The 21,170-nt window shown below is 60.8% G+C and carries 16 protein-coding genes and 2 tRNA genes; 14 read left to right on the forward strand and 4 right to left on the reverse strand.

Translation table 11 applies throughout. The features are described 5' to 3' along the window. Positions 1 to 7 precede the first annotated feature (7 nt). The 12 genes from E1573_RS05845 to E1573_RS05900 all read left to right on the forward strand — a co-directional run bounded on the left by E1573_RS05845 (position 8) and on the right by E1573_RS05900 (position 14,317). Positions 8 to 868 carry an NAD(P)H-hydrate dehydratase gene (locus E1573_RS05845; RefSeq protein WP_133211544.1) on the forward strand — a complete coding sequence of 287 codons (861 nt, stop codon included), beginning with the start codon at positions 8 to 10 and terminating at the stop codon, positions 866 to 868. Beyond that, on the forward strand, positions 856 to 1,326 hold the full coding sequence (gene tsaE, locus E1573_RS05850) for a tRNA (adenosine(37)-N6)-threonylcarbamoyltransferase complex ATPase subunit type 1 TsaE (protein ID WP_133211546.1): 471 nt from the start codon (positions 856 to 858) through the stop codon (positions 1,324 to 1,326). The genes E1573_RS05845 and tsaE overlap by 13 nt, the downstream gene beginning before the upstream one ends. Positions 1,327 to 1,329: 3 nt before the next feature. Further along, on the forward strand, positions 1,330 to 2,754 hold the full coding sequence (locus E1573_RS05855) for an N-acetylmuramoyl-L-alanine amidase (RefSeq protein WP_218568361.1): 1,425 nt from the start codon (positions 1,330 to 1,332) through the stop codon (positions 2,752 to 2,754). Beyond that, positions 2,751 to 4,667: a DNA mismatch repair endonuclease MutL gene (gene mutL / locus E1573_RS05860; protein WP_133211550.1), complete on the forward strand. Its 1,917-nt coding sequence runs from the start codon at positions 2,751 to 2,753 to the stop codon at positions 4,665 to 4,667. The genes E1573_RS05855 and mutL overlap by 4 nt, the downstream gene beginning before the upstream one ends. A 1-nt stretch (position 4,668) precedes the next feature. Continuing rightward, on the forward strand, positions 4,669 to 5,640 hold the full coding sequence (gene miaA, locus E1573_RS05865) for a tRNA (adenosine(37)-N6)-dimethylallyltransferase MiaA (RefSeq protein WP_133211689.1): 972 nt from the start codon (positions 4,669 to 4,671) through the stop codon (positions 5,638 to 5,640). A 94-nt stretch (positions 5,641 to 5,734) separates the two neighbouring features. Continuing rightward, complete coding sequence (gene hfq / locus E1573_RS05870; protein WP_028945676.1) at positions 5,735 to 5,995, forward strand: RNA chaperone Hfq; 261 nt, start codon at positions 5,735 to 5,737, stop codon at positions 5,993 to 5,995. A 12-nt stretch (positions 5,996 to 6,007) separates the two neighbouring features. After that, the gene (gene hflX, locus E1573_RS05875; RefSeq protein WP_133211552.1) at positions 6,008 to 7,309 is read left to right on the forward strand and encodes a ribosome rescue GTPase HflX; all 1,302 of its coding nucleotides are present in this window, start codon (positions 6,008 to 6,010) and stop codon (positions 7,307 to 7,309) included. 96 nt (positions 7,310 to 7,405) lie between these two features. After that, positions 7,406 to 8,569, forward strand: a complete 1,164-nt coding sequence (hflK, locus tag E1573_RS05880; protein ID WP_133211554.1) for an FtsH protease activity modulator HflK — start codon at positions 7,406 to 7,408, stop codon at positions 8,567 to 8,569. Beyond that, a complete protein-coding gene (gene hflC, locus E1573_RS05885; protein ID WP_133211556.1) occupies positions 8,569 to 9,435 on the forward strand; it encodes a protease modulator HflC in 867 nt (288 codons plus the stop codon). Before hflK ends, hflC begins: the two co-directional genes overlap by 1 nt. A gap of 277 nt (positions 9,436 to 9,712) precedes the next feature. Then, the gene (locus tag E1573_RS05890) at positions 9,713 to 10,900 is read left to right on the forward strand and encodes an ATP phosphoribosyltransferase regulatory subunit (RefSeq protein WP_133211558.1); all 1,188 of its coding nucleotides are present in this window, start codon (positions 9,713 to 9,715) and stop codon (positions 10,898 to 10,900) included. A gap of 54 nt (positions 10,901 to 10,954) precedes the next feature. After that, on the forward strand, positions 10,955 to 12,244 hold the full coding sequence (locus tag E1573_RS05895; protein ID WP_133211560.1) for an adenylosuccinate synthase: 1,290 nt from the start codon (positions 10,955 to 10,957) through the stop codon (positions 12,242 to 12,244). A gap of 138 nt (positions 12,245 to 12,382) precedes the next feature. Continuing rightward, positions 12,383 to 14,317 (forward strand): methyl-accepting chemotaxis protein, encoded by a 1,935-nt coding sequence (locus tag E1573_RS05900; protein WP_133211562.1) that lies wholly within the window; start codon positions 12,383 to 12,385, stop codon positions 14,315 to 14,317. Positions 14,318 to 14,392: 75 nt separating this feature from the next. Here the strand turns inward: E1573_RS05900 and E1573_RS05905 are convergent, their stop codons facing one another. From E1573_RS05905 to E1573_RS05920, 4 genes are all read right to left on the reverse strand, one after another. After that, complete coding sequence (locus E1573_RS05905; RefSeq protein WP_133211564.1) at positions 14,393 to 15,961, reverse strand: iron ABC transporter permease; 1,569 nt, start codon at positions 15,959 to 15,961, stop codon at positions 14,393 to 14,395. Further along, positions 15,961 to 16,974 (reverse strand): extracellular solute-binding protein, encoded by a 1,014-nt coding sequence (locus E1573_RS05910; RefSeq protein ID WP_133211566.1) that lies wholly within the window; start codon positions 16,972 to 16,974, stop codon positions 15,961 to 15,963. Before E1573_RS05910 ends, E1573_RS05905 begins: the two co-directional genes overlap by 1 nt. Before the next feature lie 280 nt (positions 16,975 to 17,254). Next, a tRNA-Leu gene (locus E1573_RS05915) sits at positions 17,255 to 17,341 on the reverse strand. Positions 17,342 to 17,428: 87 nt separating this feature from the next. Further along, a tRNA-Leu gene (locus E1573_RS05920) sits at positions 17,429 to 17,515 on the reverse strand. A gap of 267 nt (positions 17,516 to 17,782) precedes the next feature. Between E1573_RS05920 and rnr the strand changes: the two genes are divergently transcribed. Together rnr and rlmB are read left to right on the forward strand one after the other, a co-directional pair. After that, complete coding sequence (gene rnr / locus E1573_RS05925; RefSeq protein WP_133211568.1) at positions 17,783 to 20,374, forward strand: ribonuclease R; 2,592 nt, start codon at positions 17,783 to 17,785, stop codon at positions 20,372 to 20,374. Beyond that, on the forward strand, positions 20,371 to 21,123 hold the full coding sequence (gene rlmB / locus E1573_RS05930) for a 23S rRNA (guanosine(2251)-2'-O)-methyltransferase RlmB (protein WP_133211570.1): 753 nt from the start codon (positions 20,371 to 20,373) through the stop codon (positions 21,121 to 21,123). Before rnr ends, rlmB begins: the two co-directional genes overlap by 4 nt. Positions 21,124 to 21,170: the final 47 nt, after the last annotated feature.

The following is a 21,170-nucleotide window of genomic DNA, read 5'->3' on the forward strand; positions in this document are numbered from 1 at the left end:
TTGACCCATGCCTCAGACCAAACACTCGGCAAACCAGCCGCAGATCCTTACCAGTGCTGTATTGACGCCACTGGCGCCTCGCCCACTGACGGCCCAGAAAGGCGACTTTGGCCATGTGCTGGTGGTGGGTGGCGACCGTGGAACGGGTGGGGCGGTCATGCTCAGTGCCGAAGCGGCATTGCGCTGTGGCGCCGGGCTGGTTTCGCTGGTCACGCGCAGCGAGCATGTGCCCGCGGCCTTGGCGCGGCTGCCGGAGGTGATGTGCCTGGGTGTGCACTCGGCCAATCAATTGATGACACCGATTGAGCGGGCCTCGGTAGTGGTCGTGGGGCCGGGGCTCGGGCAAGCAGCCTGGGGGCGCAGCCTGTTGTCGGCTGTCGCCAACGCCCAGGCCCCGCAGGTGTGGGATGCCGATGCCTTGAACCTGCTGGCCCGTGTACCTTTGCCGTTGGCGGCGGGCTCGATCATCACCCCGCACCCTGGGGAAGCGGCACGGCTACTGGGCATCTCTACCGAAGCGGTACAGGCTGACCGTGCCGGTGCAGTGTGCAAACTGGCGCGCAAGTACGCGGTCATCTGCGTACTCAAAGGCACGGGCACCCTGGTGGCTGACCCGTCCGGGGAACTGCGGTTGTGCAACCGTGGCCATCCCGCCATGGCCGGCGCGGGGTTGGGCGATGTACTCAGCGGTGTGCTGGGGGCATTTTTGTCTCAGGGTATGTCGGCGTGGGACGCCGCCTGCCTGGGTGTGTGGTTGCATGCCTGTGCGGGAGAGCGGTTGGGCGCGCAGGGTCGAGGGCTGGCAGCCAGTGATCTGGTGCCGGTGATTCGTCATTTATTGGAGGAGCATTCAGCGTGTCAGGTGTAACCCTGTTTTTGGCCGATGAAGAGGCCATGGTCCGCTTCGGCGGCCGTATCGCCGAAGTGACCAAAGGTCACGGTGTGATTTTTCTGGAAGGTGACCTGGGGGCGGGGAAAACCACCCTGTCGCGGGGCATTATCCGTGGGCTGGGGCACAAGGGTGCGGTCAAAAGCCCTACCTTCACTGTGGTTGAACCCTACGAGATTGGCGACATCCGTGCCTTCCACTTCGACCTCTATCGCTTGGTCGACCCTGAAGAGCTGGAATTCCTCGGAATTCGCGATTATTTCGAAGATGACGCGCTGTGCCTGTTCGAATGGCCCCAAAAGGGGGCGGGTGTTTTGCCAAAGCCCGACCTGACCATTACCATAAGCCCCCAGGCGAGCGGTCGTTCGCTCAACCTGTCGCCGCAGGGGGCACGTGGCGAAGCCTGGTGTGCCGCTCTGGCCTTGGAATTCAAATAGAAAATGGGGATAGGTATGCGCATTCGCGCACTGGTTGCGGTCGTAGGATTGCTGCTTACGGCGGTAACTGTTGATGCTTTGGCCGTCACGCAAGTCAAAAGTGTGCGTTTGTGGCGAGCACCGGATAACACGCGGCTGGTATTCGACCTCTCGGGGCCGGTGCAGCATAGCGTCTTTACCCTGAGTGCCCCAGACCGCCTGGTTATCGACATCAATGGTGCAACCCTGGCTGCGCCGCTGACGGTCTCTACCTCCAATACCCCGATTACCAGCGTACGCTCGGCCCAGCGTACGCCGACCGACCTGCGTGTCGTGGTTGACCTGAACAAGTCGGTGACGCCCAAGAGCTTCACCCTGGCGCCCAACGCCCAGTACGGTAATCGTCTGGTTGTCGACCTGTACGACCAGGCTGCCGATGCGGTGTCGCCGCCGCCAACGCCGCCGGTTGCTACTACGCCCGCTGTACCGGTGACGCCTGCGCAGCCTGCTATCAAGCTCACGCCTGTGCCCAGCGGCAAGCGTGACATTGTCATTGCGATCGATGCGGGCCATGGTGGCGAAGACCCAGGTGCTTCAGGCTCCAAGGGGCAACATGAGAAAGACATCGTGCTGTCGATTGCCAAAGAGCTGCAGCGCCAGATCAACGGCGAAAAAGGCTACCGTGCCGAGCTGACGCGTACCGGCGACTATTTCATTCCGTTGCGCAAGCGTACGGAAATCGCCCGTAAGAAAGGCGCAGACCTGTTCATTTCGATCCATGCCGACGCTGCACCGTCGAAAGCAGCCTTTGGCGCCTCGGTATTCGCCTTGTCGGATCGCGGTGCAACCTCGGAAACCGCCCGTTGGCTGGCCGACAGTGAAAACCGTTCCGACCTGATCGGTGGCGCCGGCAACGTCAGCCTCGATGACAAGGACCGTATGCTGGCCGGCGTGCTGCTTGACCTGTCGATGACCGCATCGCTCAGCTCCAGCCTGAACGTCGGCCAGAAAGTGCTGGGCAACATGGGGCGTGTCACCCCGCTGCACAAGCGTCGTGTCGAGCAGGCCGGGTTCATGGTGCTCAAATCGCCAGACATCCCTTCGATTCTGGTAGAAACCGGCTTTATCTCCAACGCCAACGAGGCGGCCAAGCTGGCGACTCCAAGCCACCAGCAATCCCTGGCGCGCTCGATCCACAGTGGCGTGCGCCAGTTCTTCCAGCAGAATCCGCCGCCAGGCACTTATATCGCGTTCCTGCGTGACAGCGGCAAGATCGCCCAAGGTCCGCGTGAACACAGCGTGCGCCCTGGCGAAACCTTGGCAATGATCGCCGTGCGCTATCAGGTCAACGTGGCCAGCTTGCGCTCTGCCAATAACCTCAAGACGGACGAGCTCAAGGTGGGTCAGAGCCTGAGCATTCCTGCTACAGCACTGGCGTCCCAGCAATGAGTGGGAGTGCGCGGATCGAGCTGCTCAGCCCGCGGCTGGCGAACCAGATCGCCGCCGGTGAGGTGGTCGAGCGTCCTGCATCGGTGATCAAGGAGTTGCTGGAGAACAGCCTGGACTCCGGGGCCCGCCGTATTGATGTTGAAGTTGAACAGGGTGGCGTCAAGCTGCTGCGGGTGCGTGACGACGGCAGTGGCATTGCCGCTGATGACCTGCCGCTGGCGCTGGCCCGTCACGCCACCAGCAAGATTCGTGACCTGGAAGACCTCGAGCGGGTGATGAGCCTGGGGTTCCGCGGCGAGGCCCTGGCTTCGATCAGTTCGGTGGCCCGTCTGACCCTCACATCGCGTACGCGCGATGCCGAGCAGGCCTGGCAAGTAGAGACCGAAGGGCGTGACATGGCCCCGCGTGTGCAGCCGGCTGCGCACCCGGTGGGTACATCCGTTGAAGTGCGCGACCTGTTCTTCAATACACCGGCGCGGCGCAAGTTTCTCAAAACCGAGAAAACCGAGTTCGATCACCTTCAAGAAGTGATCCGGCGCCTGGCCTTGGCACGCTTTGACGTGGCTTTTCACCTGCGCCACAACGGCAAGAGCATCCTCAGCCTGCACGAAGCCCATGATGATACGGCCCGCGCCCGGCGTGTGGCGGCGATCTGCGGCCCAGGGTTTCTTGAGCAGGCGTTGCCCATCGAGATTGAGCGCAACGGCCTGCACCTTTGGGGTTGGGTAGGTTTGCCGACCTTCTCGCGCAGCCAGGCCGATTTGCAGTATTTCTTCGTCAACGGTCGTGCCGTGCGCGACAAGTTGGTAGCCCACGCGGTGCGCCAGGCGTATCGCGATGTGCTGTTCAATGGTCGGCATCCGACGTTCGTGCTGTTTTTCGAGGTCGATCCTACGGGGGTCGACGTCAACGTGCACCCGACCAAGCATGAAGTGCGCTTCCGTGACGGACGTATGGTGCATGACTTCCTGTATGGCACTTTGCACCGGGCTTTAGCCGACGTCCGCCCGGAAGATCAACTGGCTGCACCGGCCGCAACCAGTGAAATCATCCGTCCCAGCGGCCTGCAGGCGGGCGAGTTCGGCCCGCAGGGCGAGATGCGTCTGGCGGCCAACGTGCTTGAGCAACCTGTGGCCGAACCGGCTGCGCGCAGCTTCGGCGCGGGCAACGGTAGCAACACGGGCGGTGGTGGCGGATATCAGTACCAGTACACCCCGCGCCCGGCCCAAGCGCTACCGGCTGCCGAAGCGCAGAGCGTCTACCGTGAGTTCTTTTCGCCGCTCAACAGCGAGGCCGCGCCTGTTGCGCTGCCCGAAAGCCAGGGTGATATTCCACCGTTGGGCTACGCCCTCGCTCAGCTCAAAGGCATCTACATCCTTGCCGAAAATGCCGTGGGTCTGGTGTTGGTAGACATGCACGCCGCCCATGAGCGCATCATGTACGAGCGCTTGAAGGTGGCCATGGCCAGCGAAGGCTTGAGCGGTCAGCCACTGCTGGTGCCTGAGTCCCTGGCATTGAGCCAGCGCGAGGCCGACTGTGCCGAAGAACACGCCGAATGGTTCCAGCGCCTGGGCTTCGAACTTCAACGCCTCGGGCCGGAAAGCCTGGCGATCCGTCAGATCCCCGCGCTGCTCAAGCAGGCCGAAGCCAACCGCTTGGTCCAGGATGTACTGGCCGACTTGATGGAGTACGGCACCAGCGACCGTATTCAGGCGCATTTGAACGAGTTGCTCGGCACCATGGCGTGCCACGGCGCCGTTCGCGCCAACCGGCGCCTGGCGGTGGCCGAGATGAACGGCTTGTTGCGTGATATGGAGAACACCGAGCGCAGCGGGCAATGTAACCATGGCCGACCGACCTGGACCCAGCTGGGCCTGGACGATCTGGATAAACTGTTCCTGCGCGGTCGATAAAATGAGTGGTAAACCACCCGCGATATTCCTGATGGGCCCGACCGCGGCGGGCAAGACCGACCTGGCCATCGAGCTGACCAACGTGTTGCCGTGCGAGCTGATCAGCGTTGATTCGGCGTTGATTTATCGCGGCATGGACATCGGCACCGCCAAACCCTCGAAAGAGGTGTTGGCTGCCCATCCCCACCGCTTGATCGACATTCTCGACCCGGCCCAGAGCTATTCTGCTGCCGAATTTCGCCGTGATGCGCTGGAAGCCATGGCTGATATCACAGCACGCGGTAAAATCCCGCTGCTGGTTGGCGGCACCATGCTTTATTACAAGGCACTGCTGGAAGGCCTGGCTGACATGCCGGCTGCCGATCCACAGGTGCGCGCCGAGCTGGAAGAAGAGGCTGAACGCATCGGCCTGCAGGGATTGCACCAGCAACTGGCGGCGGTTGACCCTGAGTCGGCGGCCAGAATTCACCCGAATGACCCCCAGCGTCTGATTCGCGCGCTGGAAGTTTATCGGGTCAGCGGTATGACAATGACGGCTCACCGCCAACGTCAATCCGCGGAAAGTAGCGCTGCAGGCCCTTCGGCGGCGGGTCATTTGCCCTATACTGTCGCCAGCCTGGCCATTGCGCCTGCCGATCGTCACGTCTTGCACGAACGAATTGCGCTACGATTTGGGCAAATGTTGGAACAGGGCTTCGTTGACGAGGTCCGATCGCTGCGAGCCAGAAGTGACTTACATGCGGGGTTGCCGTCTATACGGGCGGTTGGCTATCGCCAGGTCTGGGATCATCTTGATGGCAAGTTAACATCAGTTGAAATGCAGGAGCGCGGCATTATTGCGACTCGCCAATTGGCGAAACGGCAATTCACATGGTTGCGTAGTTGGGCTGACTTGCACTGGCTAGACAGCCTGGCTTGCGACAATCTGTCTCGCACCTTGAAATACCTCGGATCGGTCTCCATATTGAGCTGAGTCCTTGTAATTGCCGTCTATCCTTGGGGGTGGGGCGGCTTGAGCCATCAGTTTTTTTGTTTTTTTACTATTGATCCTTACAGGAGTGCGGCATATGTCAAAAGGGCATTCGCTACAAGACCCTTACTTGAATACTTTGAGAAAAGAAAAAGTTGGGGTTTCGATCTATTTGGTTAACGGCATCAAACTGCAAGGCACGATCGAATCCTTCGACCAGTTCGTGATCCTGCTGAAAAACACCGTCAGCCAGATGGTTTACAAGCACGCTATCTCGACAGTTGTTCCTGTGCGTCCGATCCGTCTGCCAAGCGCATCCGAATCCGAGCATGGCGACGCTGAGCCAGGTAACGCCTGATAGGAGTCTGCTTTGTTCTTTGAGCGCCACGGTGGTGGTGAGCGAGCAGTCCTCGTTCACTTGGAAGGTCAGAACCCTGAGGCGCGCGAAGATCCGCAGGAGTTTCAGGAGCTGGCACTGTCGGCAGGGGCCGATATAGTCGCGTTCGCCAGTGTGGCGCGACATCAGCCCACCGCCAAATACCTGATTGGCAGCGGCAAGGTCGAGGAACTGCGCGACCTGGTCAAAGCCGAACAGGTAGATTTGGTGATTTTCAATCACACCCTTACTCCCAGTCAGGAACGTAACCTCGAACGAGTCTTCGAGTGTCGCGTGCTTGACCGCACCGGTCTGATTCTCGATATCTTCGCCCAGCGGGCGCGTACCCATGAGGGTAAGCTGCAGGTTGAACTGGCCCAGCTTGAGTACATGAGCACGCGGCTGGTACGCGGCTGGACGCACCTTGAGCGGCAAAAAGGTGGTATCGGCCTGCGTGGCCCGGGTGAAACCCAGCTGGAAACCGACCGCCGTCTGCTGCGGGTACGCCTGCGTCAGATCAAGGCGCGGCTGGAAAAAGTACGCAGCCAGCGCGAGCAGGCTCGCCGTGGGCGTAAGCGTGCGGACATCCCTTCCGTGTCTCTGGTTGGCTATACCAACGCCGGTAAATCGACCCTGTTCAACGCCCTGACCCAGTCCGAGGTATACGCGGCCGACCAGTTGTTCGCGACCCTCGACCCGACACTGCGTCGGCTTGAGCTTGACGATGTCGGGCCAATTGTCCTGGCCGATACGGTGGGCTTCATTCGCCACCTGCCGCACAAGCTGGTCGAAGCTTTTCGGGCTACGCTCGAAGAGTCGAGCAACTCTGATCTGCTCCTGCATGTGATCGACGCCCATGAGCCTGAGCGTATGGAGCAGATCGAGCAGGTGATGGCAGTCTTGGGGGAGATTGGTGCAGAAGGCTTGCCGATCCTCGAGGTCTATAACAAACTCGACTTGCTTGAAGGCGTTGAGCCACAAATCCAGCGGGATGCCGATGGCAAGCCGCAGCGGGTCTGGGTTTCGGCGCGTGATGGGCGTGGCCTGGATCTGGTGGGGCAGGCAGTCGCCGAATTATTGGGGGATGACCTGTTTATCGGAACCTTGCGCCTTGAACAGCGTTTTGCGCGGTTGCGCGCGCAGTTCTTTGCATTGGGTGCTGTACAGGGTGAAGAGCACGACGATGAAGGCAGCAGCCTTCTGGCCATTCGGGTGTCGCGGGTCGAGTTCAATCGCCTGGTCAGTCGTGAAGGCCTGAAGCCGGCAGAGTTCATCGAGCAACACACTTTGCAATAAAAGCCCGGCGACGCGGCCGGGCAGCCGTGACAGGCATTCTGTAGCATTGGACGGCGCGCCGTGGGTGCGTCTTTGCTTTATCAGATGGAGAGCGCTATGGCTTGGAATGAGCCGGGTGGCAACTCGAACAATCAAGATCCTTGGGGCGGGCGCCGCGGTGGCGGCGACAAGAAAGGGCCGCCGGATCTCGACGAGGCCTTCCGCAAGCTGCAGGACAGCCTGAACGGCATGTTCGGCAGTGGCAAGAAACGCGGTGGTGACAACGGCATCGGCAAGGGTGGTGGCTTCGGCCTGCTCGGCGTCGGTCTGGCCGTGCTGGCAGCTATCTGGCTGTACAGCGCCGTGTATGTGGTCGACGAACAAGAGCAGGCAGTCGTGCTGCGCTTCGGTAAATACTACGAAACCGTAGGGCCGGGCCTGAACATCTACTTCCCGCCGATCGATCGCAAGTACATGGAAAACGTCACGCGTGAGCGTGCCTACACCAAGCAGGGGCAGATGCTCACCGAAGACGAAAACATCGTCGAAGTGCCGCTGACCGTGCAGTACAAAATTACCAACCTGCAGGATTTCGTGCTGAACGTCGATCAGCCTGAAGTCAGCCTGCAGCACGCGACCGACAGTGCCCTGCGCCATGTGGTGGGTTCCACCGCCATGGACAAGGTGCTGACCGAAGGTCGTGAGCAGATGGCCGTGGAAATCAAGGAGCGCCTGCAGCGTTTCCTCGATACCTACCGTACCGGCATCACCGTTACCCAGGTCAACGTACAGAGCGCGGCAGCCCCGCGTGAAGTGCAAGAGGCCTTCGATGACGTGATCCGTGCCCGTGAAGACGAGCAGCGTGCCCGCAACCAGGCCGAGTCCTACGCCAATGGCGTGGTGCCAGAAGCGCGTGGTCAGGCTCAGCGGATCATCGAGGATGCCAACGGTTACCGCGACGAAGTCGTCTCGCGCGCCAAGGGTGAGGCTGATCGCTTTACCAAGCTGGTTGCCGAGTACCGCAAGGCGCCTGAAGTAACCCGTCAGCGCCTGTACCTGGACACCATGCAGGAAGTCTACAGCAACACCAGTAAAGTTCTGGTTTCTGGCAAAGATGGCCAGAACAACCTGCTGTACCTGCCGCTGGACAAAATGGTTGAAAGCAGCCGCTCCAGCAGCGTGCCTGTCAGCGTCCCGGCTTCGGTCAATGAGGCGGCCAACCGCGCGGCGGCGGAGCTGCAACCGCAGCAAACACAGTTGCGTTCTAGGGAGAGCCGCTGATGAGCAATAAATCGCTGATCGCCCTGATCGTTGGCGTGGTGCTGGCGATCGTGGCCTGGAACAGCTTCTACATCGTGTCGCAGACCGAGCGTGCAGTCATGCTGCGCTTCGGTCGTGTTGTCCAGACGGATGTACAGCCTGGCCTGCACATGAAGATTCCTTACGTCAACCAGGTGCGCAAGTTCGACGCCCGTCTGATGACGCTGGACGCACCGACCCAACGCTTCCTGACCCTGGAAAAGAAAGCGGTCATGGTTGATGCCTACGCCAAATGGCGGGTGAAGGATGCCGAGCGTTTCTACACCGCGACTTCGGGCCTCAAGCAGATTGCCGACGAGCGTCTGTCACGTCGTCTGGAAAGCGGCCTGCGTGACCAGTTCGGTAAACGCACCCTGCACGAAGTGGTCTCCGGTGAACGTGATGCACTGATGGCTGACATCACTGCCTCGCTGAACCGTATGGCCAGTAAAGAGCTGGGTATCGAAGTGGTCGACGTTCGCGTCAAAGCCATCGACCTGCCGAAGGAAGTGAACCGCAGCGTGTTCGAGCGTATGAGCACCGAGCGTGAGCGTGAAGCTCGCGAGCACCGCGCCAAAGGTAACGAGTTGGCCGAAGGTATTCGCGCCGATGCCGACCGTCAGCGCCGTGTTCTGCTGGCAGAAGCCTATCGTGAGTCGGAAGAGACCCGCGGTGACGGTGATGCCCAGGCGGCGGCGATCTACGCCAAGGCCTATGGTCAGGACCAGGAGTTCTACGCGTTCTACCGCAGTCTGAAGGCCTACCGTGAAAGCTTTGCCAACAAGAGCGATGTGTTGGTGCTCGATCCGAGCAGCGACTTCTTCCGCTTCATGAACAAAGACAAGTAGCAAGGTTGCACCCCGCCGGGCGGTTAAAACGTCTGGCGGGGTGTTCCTGCGTGAAAACGGGTGTATGATGCGGCAGCCGGGAAATTCCCGGCTTTTTTGCGTCTGCAAGATCGAACGGTGAAATCCGCCGCTGATCTACAGAGCAGCCCAAGGTATTTGAGGGTATCGGCACGGCGGTTGCGCTGGAATCAGTGCTGCGCGTCATAGTTTGGCGATACCTGCTTCACTCAAGGCTAGCCTGCGGGCAGGCCGCCTGGACCAAAGGGGAAATGGCGTAATGGCAACGGTAGACCGCTGGCTGCTGCCAGATGGCATCGAAGAAGTACTGCCACCTGAGGCGGCGCGCATCGAGATCGCGCGTCGTCAGGTGTTGGATCTGTTCCAGAGCTGGGGTTACGAGTTCGTCGTGACCCCGCATATCGAGTACCTGGAATCGCTGCTTACCGGTGCCGGCCAGGACCTGGATCTGCGGACGTTCAAGGTAATTGACCCTCAGTCGGGTCGGCAGATGGGCTTTCGTGCCGACATCACCCCGCAGGTCGCGCGCATCGATGCGCACACCTTGCGTCGTGAAGGGCCGAGCCGCCTGTGCTACGCCGGTAGCGTACTGCACGCTCAGCCGCGCGCATTGTCGACCTCGCGCAGCCCGATCCAGCTCGGTGCCGAGCTGTATGGCGATGCCAGCCCGGTCAGTGACGTAGAGGTCATCAGCCTGCTGCTGGCCATGCTGCAACTGGCCGACGTGCCGGATGTGCACATGGACCTCGGCCACGTCGGTATCTACCGCGGTCTTGCCCGTGCTGCTGGTTTGTCGGGTGCCGTCGAGCAACAGCTGTTCGACGCCCTGCAGCGCAAGGCCATCGATGAAGTCATCGAGCTGACCGCCAACCTGCCAGCCGATCTCGCCACCATGCTGCGCTCGCTGACCGAGCTGTGCGGTGGCCGTGAAGTATTGAATGAAGCCCGCGTGCGCCTTGGCCGTGCGCCGGCTGCGGTGCTGGCAGCACTGGATGACCTGATGGCAATCGCTGAGCGACTGGCCACGCGTTACCCGGAACTGCCGTTGTATTTCGACCTGGGCGAGCTGCGCGGCTACCACTACCACACCGGTGTGGTGTTTGCCGCTTTCGTCCCGGGCGTCGGTCAGTCGATCGCCCAGGGCGGTCGTTATGACGACATCGGAGCAGACTTTGGCCGGGCGCGCCCGGCGACGGGTTTCTCCACGGATTTGAAGACCCTGGTCACACTGGGGCGGGCCGAGGTTGTGTTGCCTTCTGGCGGGATCTGGATGCCCGACAGCAGCGATGCAGGCCTCTGGCAGTCGGTCTGCCAATTGCGCAGTGAAGGTCAGCGTGTGGTTCAGGCATTGCCTGGGCAGCCACTGACCGCCGCCGTCGAGGCGGATTGCGATCGGCAATTGATTCAGCAAAACGGGCTTTGGCAGGTTCTGCCGCTGGCCATTTGAGATTTCCCGCCGGTAAGAGCCGGCGCCAAGTTTGCGCGAATGAGGACAAGTGTTATGGGTAAGAATGTCGTAGTCCTGGGCACCCAGTGGGGTGATGAGGGCAAAGGCAAGATCGTTGATCTGCTGACCGAACATGCTGCCGCCGTAGTGCGCTACCAAGGTGGCCACAACGCGGGCCACACCCTGGTGATCGACGGTGAAAAGACCGTGCTGCACCTGATCCCGTCGGGCGTACTGCGCGAAGGCGTGCAGTGCCTGATCGGCAACGGCGTGGTGGTTGCACCGGACGCCCTGCTGCGTGAAATCACCAAGCTGGAAGAGAAGGGTGTACCGGTGCGTGAGCGCCTGCGCATCAGCCCGTCCTGCCCGCTGATCCTGTCCTTCCACGTTGCGCTGGACCAGGCCCGTGAAAAAGCGCGTGGCGAGCTGAAGATCGGTACTACCGGTCGTGGCATCGGCCCAGCCTACGAAGACAAGGTCGCACGTCGTGGCCTGCGTGTTGGCGACCTGCTCAACATGCCGCGCTTTGAAGACAAGCTGCGTGAACTGGTGGAGTACCACAACTTCATGCTGGTCGGTTACTACAAAGAGCCGGCCATCGACTTCGACAAAACCCTGGCCGAGTGCAAAGAATACGCTGAGCTGCTCAAGCCGCTGATGCTGGACGTCACTGCCGAGCTGCACGACCTGCGTCGCGCCGGCAAAGACATCATGTTCGAAGGCGCCCAAGGTTCGCTGCTGGACATCGACCACGGTACCTACCCTTACGTGACCAGCTCCAACACCACCGCTGGTGGCGTTGCTACCGGTTCGGGTGTTGGCCCGATGTTCCTGGATTACATCCTGGGCATTACCAAGGCTTACACCACGCGCGTAGGTTCGGGCCCGTTCCCGACTGAACTGTTCGACGAAGTCGGCGCACACCTGGCTAAACAAGGTCACGAGTTTGGTGCTACTACCGGCCGTGCCCGTCGTTGCGGTTGGTTCGACGCCGTCATCCTGCGTCGCGCTATCGATGTGAACAGCATCTCGGGCATCTGCCTGACCAAGCTGGACGTACTCGACGGTCTGGAAACCATCAACATCTGCACCGGCTACAAAGATGCAGAAGGTAACGATGTTGCCCCGACTGACGCCGACAGCTACGTGGGGCTGCAGCCTGTGTACGAAGAAGTACCGGGTTGGACTGAATCGACCGTGGGTGCCAAAACCCTGGAAGAGCTGCCAGCCAACGCTCGTGCTTACATCAAGCGCATTGAGCAACTGATCGGCGCGCCGATCGACATCGTCTCGACTGGCCCGGACCGCAACGAGACCATCGTTCTGCGTCACCCGTTCGCCTGATCCGCGATTGATGTAAAAACAAAGGCCCCTCTATAGGGGCCTTTGTCGTTTCTGCCTGCTGTTCGGCACAACCTTTGCTGTAAGAATGACTTTCGGGTTGCCATCATTTTAATGGCCCCAGTAGTAGAGGGTTCTTACGTGTCTGCCGTTCTCTCACTGTTACGAAGCCGCCTGCTGCGGCCTGTGTTTGTTGCCCTTGGTATCGCTCTTTTGGTGCAAGTGCTGGTCGCCGTCGCGCTGACCCGGAGCACGGTCACCACACTTGAGGCTGATTTGGGCAAACGTTTGGGGGCTGACAGCCAGAAACTGTCCGCTGAACTTGAACAAGCAGGGCAGGAGGTCAGCGCCGGGCTGGATAGCCTTTCCGCCAGTACCCGTCAGCGTCTTACTGCTGGCCTCTCGACTCGCCTGCAAAGTGAGCAGGCTCAGTTGCGGGCGACCCTGGAGAAAAACCTCAAAGACTCGGCCAACGACATGGCTGAGCTGCTGGCCTCGGTTGCTCCGCGGGCCATGTGGGACAACGATGTGCCCACCTTGTCCGAGTTTTCTCGCCGCGCTCAGCGTAATCCCAATGTGCTGTTCGTTGTCTATGACGATGCACAGGGCCAGCATCTGACCCGCTACCTGAACCGGCAAAACCCGATCAACCAGGCCTTGTTGGAAAAGGGCCAGGGGGAGCGGGCGCTGGACAAGGTGCTGGATGCTGCACGCAACGATCCGTCGGTGTACTTCGTTGAAGCGTCGATCAACCCTAATGGGGTGGAAATCGGCAAGGTGTTGATGGGGGTCTCGACGGCGGCGGTGGATGCCGAGCTGGTTGCCCTCGACAAGCGCTTCTCGGCGCTGATCGCCAGTGGTGACCAATTGGTCGGCGAAAGCCTGGTAGGGGCGGCGGCAGACAGCAATAAAGCCTTGCGCGCACGCCTGGAGGCAGCACAAACCAGCGCTGCCGGTATGCAGGCCAACACTTCGCAAAGTGTCCAGGATGCTGCGGCAACCCTGCGTTGGAATATCGGCGTTGGCCTGGCCTTGGTTGGCCTTGGCGTGTTGCTGGTGGTGGCAGTGGTGCTGGGGCGGCGAGTGGTAAACAAGCTGCGCCTGCTGATTGCAGCGCTGAACGATCTGGCGGCGGGTGAGGGGGATCTGACCAAGCGCGTCAGCATCGACAGCCGCGACGAAATCGGCGACATGGCTGCCGCGGTTAACCAGTTTGTCGACAAGCTACAACCTATCGTCCGCGAGGCGGGTGAAGTGGCTCAGCGTACCGGTGTTGAAATCGGTGTCATGGCCCAGCGCAATGCCGGGGCAGACGCTGCCGCTGAGCTGCAGCGCGATGAAGTGGCGGCCAGCCTGCGCGACCTGTCGACCATGGCGGATGAGGCGCAGGCCGAGAGTCAGGCCATGCAGTCGGCCTTGCAGCAGGTGGTGGACATCCGTCAGGCCACCGATGAAAACAGTCGCACTTCGACCCAGGTGGCCAAGCTGATCGAAGACCTGGCCGGACAGGTTGAGACCGGCTCGAAAGTCATTGAGCGGTTGGCCCAGCAAAGCGAGCAGATTGAAGTGGTACTGACGGTGATTCACGGCATTGCCGAGCAGACCAACCTGCTGGCGCTCAACGCCGCGATTGAGGCAGCGCGTGCGGGTGAAACCGGGCGAGGCTTCGCGGTGGTGGCTGATGAGGTTCGGGCCCTGGCGAGCAAGACCCAGAGTTCAACCGGCGACATTCAAGCGCACATCGGCGCGCTGCAGCAAGGCGCCAAAGAAGCGGTGGCAGCGATCAGCCAGGCTGGCCGTCAGGCCAGTGAAGGGTTGCTGGTGCTGCGCGACAATGCGCGCTTGCAGCAAACGGTGCAGGCCTCGGTTGAGCAAGTGCATGCCGCCATTGGTCTGGCGACACGTGCAGCCGAGCAGCAAGCCCAGGGTGCTCAGGCCGTGCGGGGGCGGGTGCAGACCATTCATGCCCAGGCCGAGCGTGCCGCAGAGGTGGTGATGCAGACGACGGCCAGTAGCAAGGTGCTGGATGACCTGGCGGCGCAGCTCAAGGCGAGCCTGGGGCAGTTCCGTGCCTGAAAGCTATCGCGGGGCAAGCCCGCTCCCACAGGCGCACAACACCCTGTAGGAGCGGGCTTGCCCCGCGGTGTTTTCTCAAGCCCGATTCAGATACATCCGCGTCGTCAGCAAATACACCGGCAACCCCGACACCAGAATCAGCAGCGCCGCATAAGGCGCTGCAGCCGCAAACTCGACATTCGCGGTATGCGCCCAAACCTCGGTGGCCAGTGTTGTCATGCCGGTCGGGCTGAGGAGCAAGGTCGCGGTCAGCTCTTTCATGGCATCCAGAAACACCAGGGCAAACGCCGCCGCCAGCGCCGGGAAGATGATCGGCAGGGTCACTCGGCAGAATGCCGTGAACTGCGTTGCCCCCAGGGTGCGGGCTGCCTCTTCAAGCTGTGGTGCAGCCTTGTGCAGGGCTGTGCGCACTGGCGCCTGCGCCAAAGGCAAGAACAGCAGCGCATAGGCCAGCAGTAACAGGCCGGTGGTCTGGTACAGCACCGGCACATAGTGCAGCGCGAAGTACACCAGGGTCAGGGCAATCACCAAGCCGGGCAGGGCGTGCAGCAAGTACGGCAGGCGCTCGGCCCAGATTGCCAGCTGTCCTTTGTAGCGCACCACCAGAAAGCTTACTGGCAACGCCAGCAGCAGGCTCAACGCAGCGCCACCCAACGACAGTGACAAGGACGAGAACAGCGCACGGCTGATATCGGCCACTGGGAAGGCTGCAGACGAGCCGACGCTCAACCAGTAACCGAGCATGCCCAGCGGAATACCGCTGCCGAGCACTGCCAGAGCCAGGCAGTACAACTGACCGACCGGCATCCAGGCGCGCAGGCGAATCGGTGCACCGCGTCGTGCTACACCCTGGCCGATCCGCACATGACGGGCGTTACCGCGCACACGCAGTTCAAGCCAGAGCATCAGCAGGCACATGAACAGCAAGACCGCCGACAGCATCGCGGCATTGGCGTTGCTGAATTCCAGTTCGAACTGTTGGTAGATCGCCGTGGTAAAGGTCTGCAGGCCGAGAATCGACAGGGCGCCAAACTCCACCAGCATGTGCAAAGCGATCAGCAGGCTGCCGCCAAGAATCGACGGCCATAGCAGCGGCAGGGTGATCTTGAAGAACACACCCCAACGATTTTGCCCCAAGGTACGCGCCGATTCCTCCAGCGAGGTGTCGAGGTTTCGCAGGGTCGCCGCCACGGGCAGGAACACCAGCGGGTATTTGGACAGGGCCATTACCAAAATGGCGCCGCCCAGCCCTTCAAAGCGCGGGCTCAGGGAGACCCAAGTGAAGCCGCTGACGAAGGCCGGAACCGCGAAGGGCAGGCATAGGATCACACCCCACACGCGTCTACCTGGAAGGTCGCTGCGTTCCAGCAGCCAGGCCAGCGATACCCCGAGCGCCATACACGCCAGGGTTACACCGGCCATGAGCATCAGCGTGTTGCGCATCAAACCCCAGACGAACGGGCGCCAGAGCAGGTGCAGGGCCTCGCGCCAGCCGGCCTCCCAGGCTTTCAGGGCTACATAGAGCAGTGGCAGTAGGCTCAGGCCGACCAGTAGCACTACCGGCAATACGACCCAAATAGAAGGTCGCTTGCGCTTAGGTATGTAGCGGCTGGTCTGCGCAGGTGCGGGGACGGCAGCGGTCATCAGAGCAAGCCAACTTCGCGTTCAAGCTCCAGGGCTTCTTCGGCATTACCCAGGTCGGCCGGGGTGATTTTCGGTGGGCGCAAGTCTTCGAAAGGCTTCAGGCCTTGGTCCGACACCATGCCTTTGTGCAAGGGGTACTCGGCGGTGGTCTGAGTGATCACGCGCTGGCCTTCTTCGCTGGCCATCCAGGCCAGCAGCGCTTGGGCTTCCTTCGGATGTTTGCTGGCCTTCACCGCAGCGGCGCCGGAGATGGTCATCAAACCGCCGACATCGCCGTCAGCCAGGTAGTAGAGCTTCGAGTCCAGTTGGCCGCGTTCTTTTTTCAGGGCATACCAGTAATAGTTGTTCACCAGTACCGCCGCCACTTCACCGTTTTCCACAGCTTTGAGCGCAACCATGTTGTTGGTGTAGGTCTTGCCGAAGGCTTTGAGGCCGGTCAGCCATTCTTCGGCGGCGTCACGCCCGTGCATCTTGAGAATCGCGACGGCCTGCTCCTGAAATGCACCACTGGTTGGCACGAAGCCCACTTTGCCTTCCCACTCAGGGTTGGCAAAGTCCATGACCGAAGGCGGCAAGTCTTTTTCGTCGATCACTTTCGGGTTGAAGGCAACCACGCGGGTGCGCGCAGTGACGCCCATCCAGGTGCCATTGGTGGCTACGAATTCTTTAGGTAGAACTTGCAGGGTCGAATCGTCGATCTTGGCCAGCAGGCCCAGCTCACCTAGGTTATTCAGTGGTGGTGATTCTTCGGTGTAAATAACGTCGGCAGGCGAGCGGTCGCCCTCTTCAATGATCTGGCTGGCCAGCTGGTTGCTGCTGCCTTTGCGGATATTGATGTGGATGCCGGTCTTGGCCTCGTAGGCCTTGGCAATAGCGTCACCGATTTCCTTGTGCTGGCCGTTGTACAGGGTCAGCGTTACCGGGTCGGCAGCCATGGCGGCGGGAGCGCCAAGTATCAGGGTTAACAGAGAAACGGCCAGGCCGCGCAATAGGGGGGCATTGCGGAACGTCATGCGGGTACTTCCTCGCTTGCGGCTACATATCTGGAAACAATGATAAACGATATGGCTTCTCAATTGCCTGCATGAGAGGAATTTCATGAGCAGGCTATCGGATTGCGCGAGGCGATACTGCTGGTGGGGGAGCTTCTTGTGGGGGCAACTGTATTGCATTACCTGTGGGAGCGGGCTTGCCCCGCGATTGCGGTGTGCCAGTAACATCGCTTCGCGGGGCAAGCCCGCTCCTACAGGGGGCAGAAACGAAAAAACCCGCTTTCGCGGGTTTGATCTGAATTGGTGCCCAGAAGAAGACTCGAACTTCCACGACCGTAAGGTCACCAGCACCTGAAGCTGGCGTGTCTACCAATTTCACCATCTGGGCAAAATGAAGCGGTGTTGCGTGTAACAAAAGCAGTGTAGCGTCTTGCAGTAAATCTCAGAAGTGCTAAACACATCTAAGATTTGAAATTGGTGCCCAGAAGAAGACTCGAACTTCCACGACCGTAAGGTCACCAGCACCTGAAGCTGGCGTGTCTACCAATTTCACCATCTGGGCATTTCGCTGAGGCCACATGATGCTTCACATCAGGTTTCAACTCAACTATAACGACGGTGTCCGTCGCTGTGGTGCGCACTATACGGATGAGCCTGAGGGCTGTAAAGCCCCGCTCAGAAAAAAACTTAAAAAATTCAAGCCGTTGTTTCTGAGCGCGGTTCCAGCAGCGTTGTGGGCGCGCTGAGAGGGCTGTCCAAGCCTGAAATTTCCGGTTTCAATACGCCTATGCCAAACTAACCCTTATATAGACAAGGTGAACCCCTCCTAATGGCCGATTGGCAGTCCCTCGATCCCGAGGCCGCTCGTGAAGCGGAAAAATACGAAAACCCTATTCCTAGCCGTGAGCTGATTCTGCAGCGCCTGGATGAGCGCGGCTCGCCGGCAGCGCGTGAGCAACTGGTCGAAGAGTTTGGCCTGACCACCGAAGACCAGATCGAAGCCTTGCGCCGCCGCTTGCGGGCAATGGAGCGCGACGGTCAGCTGATCTATACCCGGCGCGGCACGTATGCCCCGGTAGACAAGCTGGACCTGATCCTCGGCCGCATTGCCGGGCATCGCGATGGCTTCGGCTTTCTGGTCCCGGACGACGGCAGTGATGACCTGTTCCTGAGCCCGGCGCAGATGCGTCTGGTCTTCGATGGCGACCGTGCGCTGGCCCGTGTTTCGGGTTTTGATCGCCGTGGCCGTCGCGAAGGCGTGATCGTCGAAGTGATTTCCCGTGCCCACGAGAGCATCGTCGGTCGCTATTTCGAAGAAGGCGGTATTGGCTTCGTCACCCCGGATAACCCCAAGGTCCAGCAGGAAGTGCTGGTCACCCCAGGCCGCAACGGTGGTGCCAAAGTCGGTCAGTTCGTCGAGGTGAAAATCACCCACTGGCCGACCCCGCGCTTCCAGCCGCAGGGCGATGTCACCGAAGTGATCGGCAACTACATGGCGCCGGGCATGGAAATCGACGTGGCGCTGCGCAGCTACGACATTCCTCACGTCTGGCCAGAGGCCGTGATCAAGGAAGCGCGTAAGCTCAAACCGGAAGTCGAAGAAAAAGACAAAGAGCACCGCATCGACCTGCGTCATCTGCCGTTCGTCACCATCGACGGCGAAGATGCCCGCGACTTCGACGATGCGGTCTACTGCGAGAGCCTGGGCAAGCTGCGCCTGTTCTCCGGCGGCTGGCGTCTGTACGTGGCGATTGCCGACGTTTCCAGTTACGTGCGTCTGGGGTCTGCCCTGGATGCCGAAGCTCAGGTGCGTGGCAACTCGGTGTACTTCCCAGAGCGCGTCATCCCGATGCTGCCTGAAGAACTGTCGAACGGTTTGTGCTCGCTGAATCCGCACGTTGATCGTTTGGCGATGGTCTGCGAAATGACCATCAACAAAACCGGGCAGATGGTCGATTACCAGTTCTACGAAGCGGTGATTCACTCTCATGCGCGCCTGACCTACAACAAGGTCAGCAGCATGCTCGAACACGCCCGTACCCGCGAGGGCAAAGCCTTGCGCGAGCAGTACAGCGAAGTGCTGCCGGATCTCAAGCAGCTCTATGCCCTGTACAAAGTGCTGTTGGCGGCCCGTCACACCCGTGGTGCGATCGACTTCGAAACCCAGGAAACCCGCATCATCTTCGGTGCCGAGCGCAAAATCGCCGAAATTCGGCCAACGGTGCGCAACGACGCGCACAAGTTGATCGAAGAGTGCATGCTGGCGGCCAACGTGGCCACCGCCGAATTCCTCAAGAAACACGAGATTCCGGCGCTGTACCGGGTTCACGACGGCCCGCCACCGGAGCGCCTGGAAAAGCTGCGTGCCTTCCTCGGTGAGCTGGGGCTGTCGCTGCACAAGGGCAAAGATGGCCCGTCGCCGAAGGATTACCAGGCGCTGTTGGCGAACATCGCCGACCGCCCGGACTTCCACTTGATTCAGACGGTGATGCTGCGCTCCCTGAGCCAGGCGGTCTACAGCGCCGACAACAACGGTCACTTCGGTTTGAACTACGAGGCGTACACGCACTTCACCTCGCCAATCCGTCGTTACCCGGACTTGTTGACCCATCGCGCCATCCGCAGCGTGATCCGTTCGCGTCAGGAAACCCCGCACGTCAAACGCGCGGGCGCCATGAGCATCCCTAAAGCGCGCATCTACCCGTACGACGAGCCAACGCTGGAACAGCTCGGCGAACAATGCTCGATGAGCGAGCGGCGTGCCGACGAAGCCACCCGCGACGTAGTCAACTGGCTCAAGTGCGAGTACATGAAAGACCGTGTCGGCGAGAGCTTCCCGGGTGTGATCACCGCAGTGACTGGTTTCGGCCTGTTCGTCGAGCTGACCGATATCTACGTCGAAGGCATGGTGCATGTCAGCGCCTTGCCGGGTGATTACTACCACTTCGACCCCGTGCATCATCGTCTTGCCGGAGAGCGCACCGGTCGTAGCTTCCGTCTGGGCGACACGGTTGAAGTGCGGGTCATGCGGGTTGATCTGGAGCAGCGCAAGATCGACTTCGAAATGGCTGAAAACACGCTCAAGGCGCCGATTGGCCGCAAGCCGCGCGCTGAAGGCGTGCGCCCGCAAGACGGCAAAGCGGTTCCGGTCCTCGACAAGGCTGAAGTTACCAAGGCCGAGCCGGCACGCCGGAGCAAGAAGAACGAAACCGCCGAAGCTTACTTCCCATCACATGCGGCGGCGAAAAACGCCGAAGTACGCAAAAGTCGGGAACTGAAGAAGGCGCTGATGTCTGAAGCCAAACACGCCAGTAGCAAGCCGGCGTCCAAAGGCGGCAAGTCGTCGGAGAAACCGAGCAAGCATCGTAAAGGGCCGCCAAAAGCAGGCTCTGGATCACGTAAACCCAAGGCCAAGTCATGAGTCAGTTGGAAAAAATCTACGGTGTTCACGCCGTAGAAGCCCTGTTGCGTCACCATCCCAAGCGGGTCAAGCAGATCTGGTTGTCGGAGGGGCGTAGCGACCCGCGCGTGCAGGTGATTGTCGAGCTGGCCGGGCAGAACCGTGTGTCGGTCGGTCAGGCCGAACGTCGCGAGATGGACGCCTGGGTCGAGGGTGTGCACCAGGGCGTCGTGGCGGAGGTCAGCCCTAGTCAGGTCTGGGGCGAGGCGATGCTCGAAGAGCTGCTCGACCGTACCGAAGGTGCGCCGCTGATTCTGGTGCTCGACGGCGTCACCGACCCGCACAACCTCGGTGCCTGCCTGCGTACCGCCGATGCTGCTGGCGCCTTGGCTGTGATCGTGCCCAAGGACAAGTCGGCCACCCTGACCCCGGCGGTGCGTAAGGTTGCCTGTGGTGCTGCCGAGGTGATCCCGCTGGTGGCGGTGACCAACCTGGCTCGCACGCTGGAAAAGCTTCAGCAGCGCGGCCTGTGGATTGTCGGCACGGCAGGCGAGGCTGAGCAGGAGTTGTATCAGCAAGACCTGACCGGGCCAACCATCCTGATCATGGGTGCCGAGGGCAAAGGCATGCGTCGCCTGACCCGCGAGCATTGCGATTTCCTGGTGAAACTGCCGATGGCCGGTAGTGTCAGCAGCCTGAACGTGTCGGTGGCGACGGGTATTTGCCTGTTCGAGGCAGTTCGTCAGCGTAACGCCAAAGCGCAGGGTTGAGCCTATCGCGGGGCAAGCCCGCTCCTACCTGGCCGGTAGGAGCGGGC

The organism is Pseudomonas sp. H9, from assembly GCF_004353925.1.
GTDB lineage: Bacteria > Pseudomonadota > Gammaproteobacteria > Pseudomonadales > Pseudomonadaceae > Aquipseudomonas.

Coding starts and splice junctions, on each gene's coding strand:
- E1573_RS05845 (WP_133211544.1), top strand. CDS start 8: ATGCCTCAGACCAAACACTCGGCAAACCAGCCGCAGATCCTTACCAGT.
- E1573_RS05855 (WP_218568361.1), top strand. CDS start 1,330: ATGGGGATAGGTATGCGCATTCGCGCACTGGTTGCGGTCGTAGGATTG.
- mutL (WP_133211550.1), top strand. CDS start 2,751: ATGAGTGGGAGTGCGCGGATCGAGCTGCTCAGCCCGCGGCTGGCGAAC.
- miaA (WP_133211689.1), top strand. CDS start 4,669: ATGAGTGGTAAACCACCCGCGATATTCCTGATGGGCCCGACCGCGGCG.
- hfq (WP_028945676.1), top strand. CDS start 5,735: ATGTCAAAAGGGCATTCGCTACAAGACCCTTACTTGAATACTTTGAGA.
- hflK (WP_133211554.1), top strand. CDS start 7,406: ATGGCTTGGAATGAGCCGGGTGGCAACTCGAACAATCAAGATCCTTGG.
- hflC (WP_133211556.1), top strand. CDS start 8,569: ATGAGCAATAAATCGCTGATCGCCCTGATCGTTGGCGTGGTGCTGGCG.
- E1573_RS05890 (WP_133211558.1), top strand. CDS start 9,713: ATGGCAACGGTAGACCGCTGGCTGCTGCCAGATGGCATCGAAGAAGTA.
- E1573_RS05895 (WP_133211560.1), top strand. CDS start 10,955: ATGGGTAAGAATGTCGTAGTCCTGGGCACCCAGTGGGGTGATGAGGGC.
- E1573_RS05905 (WP_133211564.1), bottom strand. CDS start 15,961: ATGACCGCTGCCGTCCCCGCACCTGCGCAGACCAGCCGCTACATACCT.
- E1573_RS05910 (WP_133211566.1), bottom strand. CDS start 16,974: ATGACGTTCCGCAATGCCCCCCTATTGCGCGGCCTGGCCGTTTCTCTG.
- rnr (WP_133211568.1), top strand. CDS start 17,783: ATGGCCGATTGGCAGTCCCTCGATCCCGAGGCCGCTCGTGAAGCGGAA.
- rlmB (WP_133211570.1), top strand. CDS start 20,371: ATGAGTCAGTTGGAAAAAATCTACGGTGTTCACGCCGTAGAAGCCCTG.